This window comes from Bradyrhizobium canariense (assembly GCF_019402665.1).
Classification (GTDB): domain Bacteria; phylum Pseudomonadota; class Alphaproteobacteria; order Rhizobiales; family Xanthobacteraceae; genus Bradyrhizobium; species Bradyrhizobium canariense.
Genome location: NZ_VSST01000013.1, coordinates 70,001 through 85,610, shown reverse-complemented (window position 1 = coordinate 85,610; position 15,610 = coordinate 70,001). Strand labels below are relative to the sequence as shown.

General features: G+C 62.3%; 8 protein-coding genes, 2 tRNA genes, 2 rRNA genes and 1 riboswitch (1 of these 13 only partly in view). Of the genes, 8 read left to right on the top strand and 4 right to left on the bottom strand.

What is annotated here, in order from left to right; translation table 11 throughout:
• Positions 1–22: 22 nt before the first annotated feature.
• A riboswitch (SAM riboswitch) is annotated at positions 23–102 on the top strand.
• Positions 103–192: 90 nt separating this feature from the next.
• The gene (metX, locus tag FXB41_RS05860; protein ID WP_219680447.1) at positions 193–1,395 is read left to right on the top strand and encodes a homoserine O-acetyltransferase MetX; all 1,203 of its coding nucleotides are present in this window, start codon (positions 193–195) and stop codon (positions 1,393–1,395) included.
• Between the two features lie 15 nt (positions 1,396–1,410).
• Positions 1,411–2,073 (top strand): methionine biosynthesis protein MetW, encoded by a 663-nt coding sequence (gene metW, locus FXB41_RS05855; RefSeq protein ID WP_007597293.1) that lies wholly within the window; start codon positions 1,411–1,413, stop codon positions 2,071–2,073.
• Positions 2,074–2,195: 122 nt separating this feature from the next.
• Here the strand turns inward: metW and FXB41_RS05850 are convergent, their stop codons facing one another.
• Positions 2,196–3,059, bottom strand: a complete 864-nt coding sequence (locus tag FXB41_RS05850; RefSeq protein WP_219680445.1) for an alpha/beta fold hydrolase — start codon at positions 3,057–3,059, stop codon at positions 2,196–2,198.
• A 209-nt stretch (positions 3,060–3,268) separates the two neighbouring features.
• On the opposite strand from FXB41_RS05850, the gene FXB41_RS05845 reads away from it, so the two are divergent.
• Positions 3,269–4,090: a TIGR02594 family protein gene (locus tag FXB41_RS05845; protein ID WP_219680442.1), complete on the top strand. Its 822-nt coding sequence runs from the start codon at positions 3,269–3,271 to the stop codon at positions 4,088–4,090.
• Positions 4,091–4,202: 112 nt separating this feature from the next.
• On the opposite strand, the gene FXB41_RS05840 is transcribed toward FXB41_RS05845, so the two are convergent.
• A complete protein-coding gene (locus FXB41_RS05840) occupies positions 4,203–5,006 on the bottom strand; it encodes an MOSC domain-containing protein (protein ID WP_219680438.1) in 804 nt (267 codons plus the stop codon).
• A gap of 240 nt (positions 5,007–5,246) precedes the next feature.
• Between FXB41_RS05840 and clpB the strand changes: the two genes are divergently transcribed.
• Positions 5,247–7,886 (top strand): ATP-dependent chaperone ClpB, encoded by a 2,640-nt coding sequence (gene clpB / locus FXB41_RS05835; protein WP_219680436.1) that lies wholly within the window; start codon positions 5,247–5,249, stop codon positions 7,884–7,886.
• Between the two features lie 184 nt (positions 7,887–8,070).
• Here the strand turns inward: clpB and FXB41_RS05830 are convergent, their stop codons facing one another.
• Together FXB41_RS05830 and FXB41_RS05825 are read right to left on the bottom strand one after the other, a co-directional pair.
• Positions 8,071–9,690, bottom strand: coding sequence for an NHL repeat-containing protein (locus FXB41_RS05830; protein WP_219680434.1), 1,620 nt, complete (start codon positions 9,688–9,690; stop codon positions 8,071–8,073).
• Between the two features lie 156 nt (positions 9,691–9,846).
• Positions 9,847–11,910, bottom strand: a complete 2,064-nt coding sequence (locus FXB41_RS05825; RefSeq protein WP_219680432.1) for a M23 family metallopeptidase — start codon at positions 11,908–11,910, stop codon at positions 9,847–9,849.
• A gap of 1,060 nt (positions 11,911–12,970) precedes the next feature.
• On the opposite strand from FXB41_RS05825, the gene FXB41_RS05820 reads away from it, so the two are divergent.
• The 4 genes from FXB41_RS05820 to FXB41_RS05805 all read left to right on the top strand — a co-directional run.
• A 16S ribosomal RNA gene (locus FXB41_RS05820) occupies positions 12,971–14,459 on the top strand.
• A 188-nt stretch (positions 14,460–14,647) separates the two neighbouring features.
• A tRNA-Ile gene (locus FXB41_RS05815) sits at positions 14,648–14,724 on the top strand.
• Positions 14,725–14,757: 33 nt separating this feature from the next.
• Positions 14,758–14,833, top strand: a tRNA-Ala gene (locus tag FXB41_RS05810).
• Positions 14,834–15,254: 421 nt separating this feature from the next.
• A 23S ribosomal RNA gene (locus FXB41_RS05805) occupies positions 15,255–15,610 on the top strand; it runs 2,517 nt beyond the window's last position.
• Together the 16S and 23S rRNA genes with 2 tRNA genes alongside form the textbook arrangement of a ribosomal RNA operon.

Genomic DNA, 15,610 nt, shown 5'->3' with positions numbered 1-15,610 from the left:
AACCGTCCAAGACGGTAGTTTTTATCCGTTCCGTGGTCATTTGAGCCGGCCGGCTTGCAGCCACGTTAAAAAACTCGCTAAACAGGCCGGGGACCCTTTCGATCCCGGCCGAACCTATCGTTCAGGCCGGGTTTTTCATGGCCTGATGTCAATGCGGTCACTTCTACGATCGCAAACGAGGTCGATCGTCAGATGGTTGGCGTCCAGTCAATTCCCAGTCCCGCGATCACTGCCGACGAGCGGTCGCACGAGGTGGATCGTCCGAGCTCGCAGGTTGCGCAGTTCGGCACGAAGCAGCCGCTGCAGCTCGATTGCGGTGTCGATCTCAGCCCGTTCCAGATCGCCTACCAAACCTACGGCGAGCTCAATGCCGATCGCTCCAATGCGATCCTGATCTGCCATGCGCTGACCGGCGACCAGCACGTCGCCAATGTGCACCCTGTCACCGGCAAGCCCGGCTGGTGGGAGACCTTGGTCGGCCCCGGCCGACCGCTCGATCCCAGCGAGTATTTTATCATCTGCTCCAACGTGATCGGCGGCTGCATGGGCTCGACCGGTCCGGCTTCGATCAATCCCGCGACGGGCAAGGTTTGGGGCCTCGATTTCCCCGTCATCACCATCCCCGACATGGTGCGCGCGCAGGCGATGCTGATCGACCGGCTCGGCATCGACACGCTGTTCGCAGTCGTCGGCGGCTCGATGGGCGGCATGCAAGTGCTGCAATGGACTGCGGCGTATCCGACTCGGGTATTCTCCGCGCTGGCGATTGCCTGCTCGACACGACATTCGGCGCAGAACATCGCGTTCCACGAGCTTGGCCGTCAGGCGGTGATGGCCGATCCCGACTGGCACCAAGGCGGCTATGCCGATCACGGCATCCATCCGCATCGCGGGCTCGCTGTCGCTAGGATGGCGGCGCACATCACCTATCTTTCGGACGCCGCGCTGCATCGAAAATTCGGCCGGCGCATGCAGGACCGCGAGCTGCCGACCTTCTCGTTCGACGCCGACTTCCAGGTCGAGTCCTATCTGCGCTACCAGGGCTCATCCTTTGTCGAGCGCTTCGACGCCAACTCCTATCTCTATCTGACCCGCGCGATGGATTATTTCGACATCGCCGGCGACCATGGCGGCGTGCTGGCGAAGGCGTTCGCGGGAATCCAGACCCGCTTCTGCGTGGTTTCTTTCACCAGCGACTGGCTGTTCCCGACCTCGGAATCGCGCGCGCTGGTGCACGCCCTGAATGCGTCGAGCGCGCGGGTGTCCTTCGCCGAGATCGAGACCGATCGCGGTCACGACGCGTTCCTGCTCGACGTGCCCGAGTTCTTCGACATTGCCCGTGCCTTCCTGCAGTCGGCAGGCAAGGCGCGCGGGCTCACTGCCAAGACTGCTTAACAAGGACGGCTAGTCATGTCTGTACAGGAAGCGCTGCCGCTGGGCGGCCTTGCGACCGGGCAGCCCGGCGATTTTCGCGCCGACCATGTGCTGGTGGCCGAGATGGTCAAGCCGGGCTCGAAGGTGCTCGACGTCGGCTGTGGCGAGGGCGACCTGCTCCAGCTGCTGGAGACCCGCGGCATCGACGGCCGCGGCATCGAGCTGTCACGCGAGGGCGTCAACCGCTGCGTCGCCAAGGGTCTTGCGGTGGTGCAGGGCGATGCCGACACCGATCTCGTGAATTATCCCGATGACGCCTTCGACTACGTGATCCTGTCGCAGACGTTGCAGGCGACCCGGCAGCCGAAAGTGGTGCTGGAGAATTTGCTGCGCATCGGCCGCCGCGCCATCGTGTCGTTCCCGAATTTCGGCTTCTGGAAGATGCGGCTCCAGCTCCTGATCGGCGGCCACATGCCGCGCACGGAGAATCTGCCGGCAAGCTGGTATGACACCGCCAACATCCATTTCTGCACCATCAAGGATTTCGTCGAGCTCTGCGACGCGATCGACGTCAAGATGGAACGTGCCGAGGCGCTCGACCTCTACGGCCGCCCGCTGCGGCTGCGGATGCCCTGGTGGGTGTGGAATCTGTTCGGCGAGCAGGGCGTGTTCTTGCTGACGCGAGGCGGCAGGAAATAGGATTCCCGTAGCCCGGATGAAGCGTAGCGCAATCCGGGATTCTATCCGCGGAGGCGAAGGCCCCGGATTACGCTTTCGCTCCATCCGGGCTACGCGACGGAGCCTGTGATGACGTCTTCGCGCTAATGCGCCGGCAACGACCGCGCATCGCGCGCCGGCCATCGTCCCGCTTCTACCAGCGTGACGAACCGTTCCACCGTTTCGTTGAACAGCGCGGGCTCTTCGAGATTGAGCACGTGGCCGGACTTCGGAAACATGGCGAGCCCTGCCGCAGGCAGGTGCTTCTTCAGGAACAGGCTTGCGCCGACGCACGGATCGTCCTCGTCGCCGCAGATGATGAGTGCCGGCGTCGTGGCGGCTCTGATCGCGTCTGTCATCGTAAAGATCGAGGGACGGCCGGCCTGGAAGCCGCGCATCGTCCGCGCCGATCCCTTGGCGTCGTGCCGCGCCAGGGCGGCGTAGAAATCGGCGTGGCCGCGCGGGTCCTTCACCAGGAAGGGAATCCGGCTCGGCGCCTCGCGCGTGACCTTTGCGACTTCGGCCGAGCCGAGCATCTCGAATTGCTCCGCGTTGGCGCGGCACTGCTGGCGCCAGGCGTCGAGGTTCTCGATCTCCGAGCCTGAGCCGACGCCGGCGAGCGTCATCGACAGGGCACGTTGGGGCGCGTTGAGCCCGATCTGGAGCGATGAATAGGCGCCCATCGAGAGGCCGACGAAGTGCGCGCGATCGATCTTCAGATGATCGAGCACCGCGAGCGCATCGGTGTAGAAATGCGTGTAGCCGTAGACCTCGCCATCAGGCACGTCCGATGGCGTGTAGCCGCGCGCGGAATAGGTGATGCAGCGATGGCCGCGCGAGAAGTAGCGCATCTGCGGCTCCCAATTGGTGTAGTCGGCGGCGAATTCGTGCAGAAAAAGTATTGGCGTGCCCGTGCCTGCTTGTTCGAAATAGAGGCGGCAATTGTCCTTCGTGAGGGCGTGAGGCATCCGGTTTTCTCCCAGAGGTGGCTGCGACATTGGAATGCCGTCCTGCGGTTAGCGCATACGAACCTAACACTTATTAATCATCTTAATCATCGTCCAAAATCTCCGCGACCGCGTCTTGTTCTCGCCACATCAGGATACTGATACAGCCCGCGGATGTCGGCCACCGCACGGGCCGATTGGGAAGTGGGGGTGTCAACGAAGGATGAAGAATGTTCGAGTTGTTTGCGTCTCGCCTGTCGCGCTGTGTCGTCGCGCTGGCTGTTTCCTTCGCGGCGGTCGCCGCGCTCATCTCTCCGGCGTCAGCACGACCTCATCGTCATAGCGCAGAGCGGCACGCTTACGCGCATCACGCCAGCAGACATCATCATTACCGGCATGCACGCAGTTCGCGCTTCGAGCGCGGCGCGGCGCAATTGCAGGCGAGCGGCTTCGGCAACACCTTCGCCAGCTATGACCCGAACGCCAATAGCGGCGGCATCGCCACGAGCGGCAGCGGTGGAATGGCTATGAGCGGCGGCGGTGGAATGGCCAAGAGCGGCAACGCTGGAATGGTTACCAGCGATAGCGGTGGGATGACCACGCGCGCCAGCCGTCGAACCATGAGGCGTGGCGGTGGGATGACCACTAACGCGAATGTTGGCGGCGTGGCCAATACCGCGACGAGCAGCGGCGGCTTCGGCGGCGGGTCGGGCCTCGTGTCCGAGGCACGCCGCTATGTCGGCGGCAATCCGACCGGCCGCGGTAGCCTGTGGTGCGCGCGGTTCATGAACATGGTGCTTGAGAAAACCGGTCACCGTGGCACCGGCTCCGACTTGGCGAACTCGTTCGCGCATTACGGCACGCGTGTCTCCGGTCCTCAGGTCGGCGCCATCGCGGTCATGTCGCGCGGCGGCCGGGGCGGTCATGTCGGCATCATCACCGGCGTCGACGCGCAGGGCAATCCGATCATGATCTCCGGCAACAACGGCAACCGCGTCCGCGAAGCGCCGATCTCGCGCGGCCGGATCTACGCCTATGTGATGCCGAATTGAGGTGCGTCATTGCGAGCGCAGCGAAGCAATCCAGAATCCCTCGCGGAGACAGTCTGGATTGCTTCGTCGCTTCGCTCCTCGCAATGACGGAGTTTGCCGAGAAAGCGCCCCGTCACACCAGCTTCGGCTGTTCCACCGCAACCGCGTCGCCCACGCCGATGTCGCCGTCGGCGATCACCTCGGCATAGATGCCGCAGTCCATGTGGCCGAGATTGCTCGAGAGCGTGGCCGGGATTTCGAGATCGCGCCTGGCGGTCTGAGGATCGACATTGGTGGCCGGGCAGCGCTTGATGCGCTTGACCACTTCCAGCCGGGCCTGTCCGATCGCCAGCGTCTGGCCGACGAGGTCGAGCTCGGACCAGGCCGGCCAGCCCTTCACGTAGAGATTGGCGCGGAAGCGCAGCGGGTGGACGGCGGCGCTGCCGAGCATGGTCTCGAGTGCGCGGACGCTGTCGAGATTGATGATGGACACGACCTTGCGGGCGACGTCGGAAAAGCTGTGGTCGCGGCCGGACAGGACCTTGGGCGGGCCCTTCAGCTCCGGCTGAAAGTTTTCGCTGAAATAGTTCTCGATGGCGGCGCGCCCGGCGGCGGTCTCAAGATCGCCGCTGGCGACGATCTGGCCGTCCTTGCGGATGGTCAGGCGATGGGTCGCGTCCTCGAACCGGCCGTCGAGCGAAGCCAGCCGCTCATTGCGCGCCAGCATCAGGAACTGGATCTTCGGCTTCCACTGCGGCTCTTCCGGATCGAAGCCGCTGGGGCCGTTCTCGATGGCATAGCGGCGGTCGGCGGGCAGTGTCTGGCCGGTCTGCAGGGAGACGCGGGGCAGGGGCTCCGGCGTCAGGCCCTTGATCGGATAGCGGTAGAGGCCGGTGATCTCGGCGATCTGGTTGGCTGTCGTTGCGCTCGGTGTCATGCCGCTACTTAGGGGATTCGGCCCAACGGCGCCAAGCGGGCGGATCCGCGCACGAAATTGTGAACTCGCCTCTTCCGGTCCGAGGCCTCGCTTCCCACATCTGGGTCAGGCCGGCGCCAGCGCCGGCTGATAACGACCGTTGCCGGTTGAGAAACGTCAATGCGGTCATCGGAAACCCAATGAAGATGCCGTTTGGAGTGCCTTAGAGGGCTCCAGGGGCAGGCCGAGGGACAGAGAAGAATGAACATCGAGAAATATACCGAACGCTCCAGGGGCTTCGTCCAGTCTGCGCAGTCGCTTGCGGTGCGCGAAGGGCACCAGCAGTTTTCGACCCTGCACGTCCTGAAAGTGCTGCTGGACGACAATGAAGGCCTCGCTGCCGGCCTGATCGACCGCGCCGGCGGCAATTCCCGCGCAATCCTGAAGGCGACCGAGGACGCCCTGAACAAGGTGCCGAAGGTCTCTGGCGGCGGAGCCGGCCAGATCTATCTGGCGCCCGAGCTCGCCCGCACCTTCGACGCGGCTGAGAAGGCCGGCGAGAAGGCCGGCGACAGCTTTGTCACGGTCGAGCGGTTGCTGCTCGGCCTCGCGCTGGAGAAGACCAGCGAGGCGGGTGCGATCCTGGCCAAGGGCGGCGTCACCCCGCAAAACCTCAACGCGGCGATCGAAGCGCTGCGCAAGGGCCGCACCGCGGATTCCGCGACGGCCGAGAACGCCTACGACGCGCTGAAGAAATATGCCCGCGACCTCACCCAGGCGGCGCGCGACGGCAAGCTCGATCCGGTCATCGGCCGCGACGAGGAGATCCGCCGCACGATCCAGGTGCTGTCGCGCCGGACCAAGAACAATCCCGTCCTGATCGGAGAGCCCGGCGTCGGCAAGACCGCCATCGCCGAGGGTCTGGCGCTGCGCATCGTCAACGGCGACGTGCCGGAGAGCCTGAAGGACAAGAAGCTGCTGTCGCTCGACCTCGGCTCGCTGATCGCCGGTGCAAAATATCGCGGCGAATTCGAGGAGCGGCTGAAGGCCGTGCTCCAGGAGGTGACCGGGAGCGAGGGCAATTTCGTCCTGTTCATCGACGAGATGCACACGCTGATAGGCGCCGGCAAGGGCGACGGCGCGATGGACGCGTCCAACCTGCTCAAGCCTGCGCTCGCCCGCGGCGAGCTGCACTGCATCGGCGCGACCACGCTCGACGAGTACCAGAAGCACGTCGAAAAGGACGCGGCGTTGGCGCGGCGTTTCCAGCCAATCTTCGTCAGCGAGCCCTCGGTCGAGGATACGATCTCGATTCTGCGCGGGCTGAAGGACAAGTACGAGCAGCACCATGGCGTGCGGATCACCGATTCCGCGCTGGTCGCCGCCACGACGCTGTCCAACCGCTACATCACCGACCGCTTCCTGCCGGACAAGGCCATCGACCTCATGGATGAGGCGGCGGCGCGGCTGAAGATGCAGGTCGATTCCAAGCCGGAAGAGCTGGATTCGATGGATCGGGAGATCATCCGGCTGAAGATCGAACAGGAAGCATTGAAGAAAGAGAGCGATGCCGGTTCGAAGAGCCGCCTGCAGACGCTGGAGAAGGAGCTGGCCGACCTCGAGGAGAAGTCCGCGGCGCTCACCGCACGCTGGAGCGCGGAGAAGAACAAGCTCTCCGACGCCCAGAAGCTGAAGGCCGAGCTCGACGGCTTGCGGGTCGAACTTGCCAACGCACAGCGGCGCGGTGAATTCCAGAAGGCCGGCGAGCTGGCCTATGGCCGGATCCCCGAGCTCGAAAAGCAGCTTGCAGAGATCGAGGCCAAGGAGAACTCCGGCGAGATGATGGAGGAGGCGGTCACCGCCAACCACATCGCGCAGGTGGTCTCGCGCTGGACCGGCGTGCCCGTCGACAAGATGCTGGAAGGCGAGAAGGACAAGCTCCTGAGGATGGAGGACTCGCTCGGCAAGCGCGTCGTCGGCCAGGCCGAGGCCGTGCGTGCGGTCGCGACCGCGGTGCGCCGTTCGCGCGCGGGGCTGCAGGATCCGAACCGGCCGACCGGCTCGTTCATGTTCCTCGGGCCCACCGGCGTCGGCAAGACCGAACTGACGAAAGCGCTCGCCGAATATCTGTTCAACGACGAGACCGCGATGGTCCGCCTCGACATGTCCGAATACATGGAGAAGCACTCGGTCTCGCGGTTGATCGGCGCGCCTCCGGGCTATGTCGGCTATGACGAGGGCGGTGCGCTGACCGAAGCGGTGCGGCGCCGGCCCTATCAGGTCGTGCTGTTCGACGAGATCGAGAAGGCGCATCCCGACGTCTTCAACGTCCTGTTGCAGGTGCTCGACGACGGCCGCCTCACCGACGGCCAGGGCCGCACCGTCGATTTCCGCAACACGCTGATCATCATGACCTCGAACCTTGGTTCGGAGTTTCTGGTGAACCAGCCGGAGGGCGAGGACACCTCGGCCGTGCGCGAGCAGGTGATGGGAATGGTGCGGGGACATTTCCGCCCCGAATTCCTCAATCGCGTCGACGAGATCATCCTGTTCCATCGCTTGCAGAGAAGCGAGATGGGCCGGATCGTCGAGATCCAGTTCGCGCGGCTGCAAAAGCTTTTGACAGATCGCAAGATCGTGCTGACGCTCGACGCCGCGGGCCGCGACTGGCTCGCCGCCAAGGGCTGGGATCCCGCCTACGGCGCACGGCCGCTCAAGCGCGTGATCCAGCGTCACGTCCAGGATCCGCTCGCCGAGATGATCCTGGCCGGCGACGTCAAGGACGGTGACAGCGTTGCGATCTCGTCCGAAGGCAACGTGCTGACCTTCAACGGCAAGGCGCCGCAGACCGCGGAGATCGCCCAGTTCGAGGCGCCGGTGTCGAAGCGGAAGTTGAACTGAGCGCCGGCATTCGAAGCCTGAAGCAACAAGCCGCCCCGGAGAGTTCAATCTCTCCGGGGCGGTTTCTTTGTGGGTTATTGACGATTTTGCTGCAGCCGGAGTGTGGTTTGTCTAGGTCGTGCAATCTTTACGGTGGGGCCCTACCGGCATATGCAATCCAATCCACATTTTTGAGCGCGGGGACTTATTTCTTCGTGACCTTGTAGATCGCGTTCTCGATGTCAGACGAGAAATAGATCGTGCCGGATTCCCCGATGCCGACGCCCGTCGGAATATGCGTTGGCAGTCCTCCGGGCGCGCCCACCAGGCCGATCGGGAGATTGGCCGCGATCTCGGTGACCGTGCCGCTCTCAGGTGCGATCTCGATCAATCGCTTGGCGCCGACCTCCGCCACGATCAGCTTGCCGTCGCCGGCGCGTGCGATCCCTTCGGGCATTTTCAGGTCCTTGGCGACCACCGTCTTTTCGCCGTTGCTCTCGATCATCGAGACGACGCCGGAAAAGGCTTCGGTGACATAAACCTCGCCACGCGATCCCGCGACGAGCCCGACCGGGCCCTCGAGGCCGCCGATCAGTGTGGTGCGGTCCTTGCCGTGCTCGCCGCTGACGCGGACCAGCGATTTGGTGCCGAGCTCGGCCACCAGAATGCTGCCGTCCGCGAGCACGATCGCGTCGTGCGGCGCCTTGAAGCCGTGCAGCATGTCCCGGGTGGCGCCGGTCTTGCCGTCGATCACCTGCACCGTGCCGGTGAACCAGCTCGACAGGACCACGTCGTTGCCCTTCGCCGTTGCGCTCATCGGATATTCGAGCGCGACGCCGGCAGCGTGCATGCGGGCCTTCTCGGTGACCTCGCCAGTAGCACCGTCCACTGTGCGATAGGCGAACACGTCGGCGACGTGGATCGTGTCCTTGCCGTTCTCTGACGTGACGCCGATGCCGCCGGGCAAGGCGAGCTTGCCAATGATGACCTGCCGCGCCTGGCCGGTCGCCGGATCGACCTCCTGGATGCCGTTGTCGGCCATGTTGGAGACGTAGATCCGGTCCTTGCCGTCGATCGCGAGATTGTCCAGCGACGGCTTCAACTGCGCGACCATGGTCTTGGTGCCCGACTTGGGATCGACCTGAACGAGCTGGCCGAGCGCGGTGTCGACCACCCAGAGATTGCCCTTGGAATCGAAGTTCACCGCGGCCGGGACCTTGAAGCCGTCCGCGACGACGGTCAGCTCGGCCTTGTCGACGTCGACCTTTGCGACCTGTCCCTTGAACCAGAGCGGACCGTAGAGCTTGTCGTCGGGACCGAACTCGAAGCCGTTGAGGCCGCCCATCTTCTCCATGATCTGGCGCGGCGGTTTGACGCCCTCGACGTCGATCTCATAGAGCGTGTCGCCGAGAAAGACGGTGGTGGCGTAGAGCCTGCCGTCCTTGCGGAAGGCGAGCGAGTTGATGCCGGGAAGGCCGGAAGCGAGCTTCGTGATCGGGCCGTCGCCCTTGCGCGAATAAAGATCGCCGGCCAGAAATCCGGTCCAGGCCATGGTGCCGTCGGGGGCGAATGCGATGTCGTCGGCCATTCCGATCGGGGCGGGGATTGCAACCTTGGCGATACCGCCGGCGATGTCGACCTCGTAGAGCGCCGCGCCCGCGACGCTGCCGGCAAACAGATGGCCGGCCTTGTCGATCGCAAGCCCGTGCACGCCGTGGAACGCCGAGCCGGGGACGAGCCGGGTGACCTCCCAGTTTTCGGCCGAAACGCTGGTGGCGGAGACAATCGCAGCGACGAAGGCTGCGCAGGCGAGCCTGTTCTTCATGGCGAGACCTCCTGTTTTTTGGAAAGTATTCGCTCCCCACGCCGCTTTGGCAAACGAAACTTGACGTTGTGATGGCGCCAAGCGGGCCTCGCGCATCGACGTCAAATCCGGATCGTGTTTGAAGATGACCGGCCGATCTCGGCCGGTTCGCCGGCTTTACCGGTTGGTGACCTGCAACGGTCCGCCGGTTGCGTCCGACATCCGGGCGATGGCGCCGGCGCGGCCGCTCATCATGCCGTCGAGCCGGTCGCGCTCCTTCTCGAAGCCGGCCAGCATCGGGCCTTCCAGTGAGCGGCCGCGCGGCAATTTCACACGCAGCGGATCGACGAAGCGGCCGTTGACCAGGATTTCGTAGTGGACGTGCGGGCCGGTCGACGCGCCGGTCGAACCGACGAAGCCGATCACCTGGCCCTGCCGCACCTTCTTGCCGGGCTCCATGCCCTTGGCGAAGGCCGACATATGGCCATAGGCGGTCTCGTAGCCGTTGTTGTGCTTGATGCGGATGTATTTGCCGTAGCCGCCCTCGGGGCCGGCCTTCTCGATCACGCCGTTGCCGGAGGCGAAGATCGGCGTGCCGTAGGAGGTGGCCCAGTCGACGCCGGTGTGCATCTTCACAAAGCCGAGGATGGGGTGACGGCGGCCGCCGAAGCCGGAGCGCATGATGGCGTTGTTGACCGGCTTGCGCACCAGGAACTTCTTCGCGCTCTTGCCGGTCTCGTCATAGTAGTCGACGACGCCGTCGTCGGGGCTCTGGTAGCGGTAGTATTTCTTGGTTTCGCCGCCGAGCGTGAGCGAAGCGAACAGCACGTCGTTCTTTTCGCTAGCGGTCACGCCTTCGTCTTCGCCGGCGTAGAACACGTCGAATGAATCGCCCGGCGCCACCTTGCGCTGGAAATCGACGTCGTAGGAGTAGATCTTGATCATGTCGTCGATGACGGGCATCGGCACTTTGTTGCGCATCGCGGTCTCGTAGATGCTCTGGTAGAGCCGCACGCCCGTGCCGTCATCGTCGTCATCGTCGTCGCTGTTGGCGTTCGCCGCCGCGTCGGCGACGGTATTCATGCTGGAGACGTCGACGGCGACGTATTTGCCGAGATCGGACAGCGCCGCGATCGCCTCGACCATGGTCTCGTTGGCGATGACGACGCGGTAGGGCTGCAGACGGGCGCCGGGGCTTGCGGGCGCCATCAGGATGCGCAGCTTCTCGCCTTCCTTCAGGCCGCCGTCGCGGCCGCGCGGCCCAAGCGTCGCGGTGATCGCCTTGATCTCCTCGGCCGTGGCGCCGAGATCGCGCAGCACGCCGGCGACGCTGTCGCCCTTCTTGACCACGTGGACGCGTTCGCCGTTGGGATTGCCGCCGGTGATCTGTTCCTTGGTCTTCGGCAGCAGCGTGACGTTTTCCGGCACCACGCGCGTCTCGAAGCCGGCGTACGGATCGGACGGCGACACTTCGGTGGCGTAGGCGCTTCTGATCTCGGACGGGGCGGTCGCGCCGGAGACGTCGGCCGCAGCATTGGAGAGCGCGGCATAGCGCACCCCGCCATTGCCGCGCCAGTTGGCGGCATCGCGGACCCGCATCAGGATGTCGTCCAGCGCCACCACTGCGGTAATCTTGGCTTTCGGCAGCACCTGGGAGAGGTCCTTGGTGACGAAGGATACCTCGGCGTCGGGTTCGACGGCCTCCGGATTGTTCGGATCCTCGGATGCCGTCTTCGGATCGGAGCCGACATCGGTGAGAAGGCGCTGGGCGTTGAACGGCGGGATCTTCGCCGACAGGTCGCTCGTCGTCATCGACAGATTGCCGGCAATCCGGATGAAGGGACGCACCCGCATCACGTCGCGGTTGCCGACGCGGGCGACGGTCGAGACGCGCACGATGTTGCGCGAGGCCGTGGCTTCGTTCGGCGGCGGCAGGCGGTCGCTCTTGTGCAGCGTGGCGGCGCGGTCGGCTGCGCCGAATGCGCCGCGCAGCGCGCCTTCGACGCGCTCCGGCACCTTGGCGAAGGTCATCTCGCCGTCGAGCGAAGCGAAAACGGCGCCGCCGATCAGGGCTGCGCCGCAAAGTCCGGTTAGAATAGTCCCGCTGAACCATTGCACCGAGACGCGGCGCCGATCGATGACAGCGGCTTCGGAACCATCGACGGACAGCGGCGGCTCGTGGCCGAGATCGATGATCCCGGTCTCACGCCCGTAAGCGCCGCGTGACGTCCTGTGGTTCAACCCAAGTCCCCCAATCAACGACCCGAGAGCCCGATTTCGAGCAGCCCGTTCCGGACAGTCCTGTTTCGAGCCCCTCCTTACGCCGCCCTCTCTGGGGCGTCTCTGGAAAAGGCAAGCCGCATAGGCGTCCGCGGTCAGAAGGCCCAGATGACGGACCGGCCGAAATTACGAACAGCTAAGCGGAAAAAGATCTCTCGATGTGTCTCGAATGTCTGAAGAAGGCTGCTTCATCGGATGATCGCCTTCCTCTGACCCCACACAAACCGCCGGCAGCCCCCACTGGCATCCATGCGATTCAAGCTTCGTCTGTACCAGAACGCCGGGGGATTGTGGCTCAAGTACGGCGCCTAATATGGAAAAGTTTCCGGAACGGCAGGGGGGCCGAGGGCCTTCCAGGGGCGGGCGCCCCAAGCCGCGGCCAAGCCGCGCCAAGCCGCGCCAAGTCACGTCCAAGTCACGTCCAAGCCGCTTCCGGAGCCCGCTCAGGCCCAATCTTTTTTTGGGTTTTTTCTCAGCGTCGGCCCGATCCATCCGCTCGGCGCCTTTCTAACCAGCTGTAATTACGTGTATTTTTTGAATAATCCACCGTGCGACGATTTTCTGACAATCGGCGTTGACAACCCCGATGGGTGGGGCCTATAACCCGACCACTGAGCGCGGCGCCGCCGGGTCACTGACCAAGGCGAGCGAACGCGCCACTGATGCTCCTCACCTTGTTGAGTGACACAACAGTCGACGTAAGTCGATTGGAGTTCATCCATCGTCGGTAAGGGTGTCGGAACCCTTCCTCTCTGGAAGGTTGGGGCCTCCTGGTCCCGGGCTGTTTGACAAGTGAAGATGAAGAAAGAGAAACGTGGACGGCGGAGTCCTTGCGGGTCTCGCATTTAAAGAGCTTCGGCTTTTTGGATCGGGACCGGACGAAAGACTTCGGCGGTACACGTTTTAAGGTTACACCATCGTTGCCAGCGATGTGAATCGCGGGCAGCTCATCGACTTCGGTCGATGAAAAATGGTGGGACCTCGTCAAAACGTTGTGATCAGCCGGTTCAAAGTTCAAGTCCAACTTGAGAGTTTGATCCTGGCTCAGAGCGAACGCTGGCGGCAGGCTTAACACATGCAAGTCGAGCGGGCGTAGCAATACGTCAGCGGCAGACGGGTGAGTAACGCGTGGGAACATACCTTTTGGTTCGGAACAACACAGGGAAACTTGTGCTAATACCGGATAAGCCCTTACGGGGAAAGATTTATCGCCGAAAGATTGGCCCGCGTCTGATTAGCTAGTTGGTGAGGTAATGGCTCACCAAGGCGACGATCAGTAGCTGGTCTGAGAGGATGATCAGCCACATTGGGACTGAGACACGGCCCAAACTCCTACGGGAGGCAGCAGTGGGGAATATTGGACAATGGGCGCAAGCCTGATCCAGCCATGCCGCGTGAGTGATGAAGGCCCTAGGGTTGTAAAGCTCTTTTGTGCGGGAAGATAATGACGGTACCGCAAGAATAAGCCCCGGCTAACTTCGTGCCAGCAGCCGCGGTAATACGAAGGGGGCTAGCGTTGCTCGGAATCACTGGGCGTAAAGGGTGCGTAGGCGGGTCTTTAAGTCAGGGGTGAAATCCTGGAGCTCAACTCCAGAACTGCCTTTGATACTGAGGATCTTGAGTTCGGGAGAGGTGAGTGGAACTGCGAGTGTAGAGGTGAAATTCGTAGATATTCGCAAGAACACCAGTGGCGAAGGCGGCTCACTGGCCCGATACTGACGCTGAGGCACGAAAGCGTGGGGAGCAAACAGGATTAGATACCCTGGTAGTCCACGCCGTAAACGATGAATGCCAGCCGTTAGTGGGTTTACTCACTAGTGGCGCAGCTAACGCTTTAAGCATTCCGCCTGGGGAGTACGGTCGCAAGATTAAAACTCAAAGGAATTGACGGGGGCCCGCACAAGCGGTGGAGCATGTGGTTTAATTCGACGCAACGCGCAGAACCTTACCAGCCCTTGACATGTCCAGGACCGGTCGCAGAGATGTGACCTTCTCTTCGGAGCCTGGAACACAGGTGCTGCATGGCTGTCGTCAGCTCGTGTCGTGAGATGTTGGGTTAAGTCCCGCAACGAGCGCAACCCCCGTCCTTAGTTGCTACCATTTAGTTGAGCACTCTAAGGAGACTGCCGGTGATAAGCCGCGAGGAAGGTGGGGATGACGTCAAGTCCTCATGGCCCTTACGGGCTGGGCTACACACGTGCTACAATGGCGGTGACAATGGGACGCTAAGGGGCAACCCTTCGCAAATCTCAAAAAGCCGTCTCAGTTCGGATTGGGCTCTGCAACTCGAGCCCATGAAGTTGGAATCGCTAGTAATCGTGGATCAGCACGCCACGGTGAATACGTTCCCGGGCCTTGTACACACCGCCCGTCACACCATGGGAGTTGGTTTTACCTGAAGACGGTGCGCTAACCAGCAATGGAGGCAGCCGGCCACGGTAGGGTCAGCGACTGGGGTGAAGTCGTAACAAGGTAGCCGTAGGGGAACCTGCGGCTGGATCACCTCCTTTCTAAGGATGGTTCTTCAGAAGCTTGCTTCTATCGAACCGTTTTAGAAACATCAGTGGCCAACGGTCGTCAGGATCGTTGAGCTGCATTGGCGGGATTTCGCCGTCTTCGTTTCTCTTTCTTCGCGGACGAACACGCGCTGGGGCTGCAACCTTGCAGAATCCCTGGTCCTTGACTGGATATGCGTTAGGGGCTTGTAGCTCAGTTGGTTAGAGCGCGCGCTTGATAAGCGTGAGGTCGGAAGTTCAAGTCTTCCCAGGCCCACCACACTCATCGAGTGAGCATTCGTCTTCTGGTTACGGGGCCATAGCTCAGCTGGGAGAGCGCGTGCTTTGCAAGCATGAGGTCGTCGGTTCGATCCCGTCTGGCTCCACCAGATGGTTTGATCACCGACTACTCATACCGTCGTCCGCGAAACATCACTTCGCACTTACTAGTCCGGATGGACAGTAAGCTGCGTGATTTCTGACATCGTAAAGAGGAGATCGATCCGAGTTGGATCGGGCAACAAGTAATTGTTGCGCGATACTTCATTATCTCCGGATCATTTCGGCGCTCGTGCGTCTTCCAGGGTAGCTCACAAGGCTGCGTCTGAAGGACACGCGAGTTGTAAATGATCCTTTTAGCGAAGCTTGACCGCCTCGCTATCGGAACGATCTTACGAAGCAAGCTGGTCTTTCTAATCATTGTCCGGCTGCAGATAGCGTTCATCGAGGGCGCGTGCCTTAGAGACTTAGGTTTCTTGGCAATTCTGCAGACAACATTCTGCCGAGTGTGTGGACATTGATAATGAGAGCAATCAAGTGCCTTAAGGGTGTTCGGTGGATGCCTTGGCGCTGAGAGGCGATGAAGGACGTGCTACGCTGCGATAAGCCGTGGGGAGCTGCGAAGAAGCTTTGATCCATGGATTTCCGAATGGGGAAACCCACCTTCGATAGCCGGAACTCCAAGACCTCAGTCGAAAGATTGTGGTGTGGGGTTCGAACAGAAATGTGAGATGCCTAAGCCTTTAGATTTCGATCGAAGAGGTTTTGGATTTCCGGTTATCAAAAGAAGGTATGAGACTTCTGAATACATAGGAGGTTTCAAGCAAACCCAGGGAACTGAAACATCTAAGTACCTGGAGGAAAGGACATCAACAGAGACTCCGTTA

Coding starts and splice junctions, on each gene's coding strand:
- metX (WP_219680447.1), top strand. CDS start 193: ATGGTTGGCGTCCAGTCAATTCCCAGTCCCGCGATCACTGCCGACGAG.
- metW (WP_007597293.1), top strand. CDS start 1,411: ATGTCTGTACAGGAAGCGCTGCCGCTGGGCGGCCTTGCGACCGGGCAG.
- FXB41_RS05850 (WP_219680445.1), bottom strand. CDS start 3,059: ATGCCTCACGCCCTCACGAAGGACAATTGCCGCCTCTATTTCGAACAA.
- FXB41_RS05845 (WP_219680442.1), top strand. CDS start 3,269: ATGTTCGAGTTGTTTGCGTCTCGCCTGTCGCGCTGTGTCGTCGCGCTG.
- FXB41_RS05840 (WP_219680438.1), bottom strand. CDS start 5,006: ATGACACCGAGCGCAACGACAGCCAACCAGATCGCCGAGATCACCGGC.
- clpB (WP_219680436.1), top strand. CDS start 5,247: ATGAACATCGAGAAATATACCGAACGCTCCAGGGGCTTCGTCCAGTCT.
- FXB41_RS05830 (WP_219680434.1), bottom strand. CDS start 9,690: ATGAAGAACAGGCTCGCCTGCGCAGCCTTCGTCGCTGCGATTGTCTCC.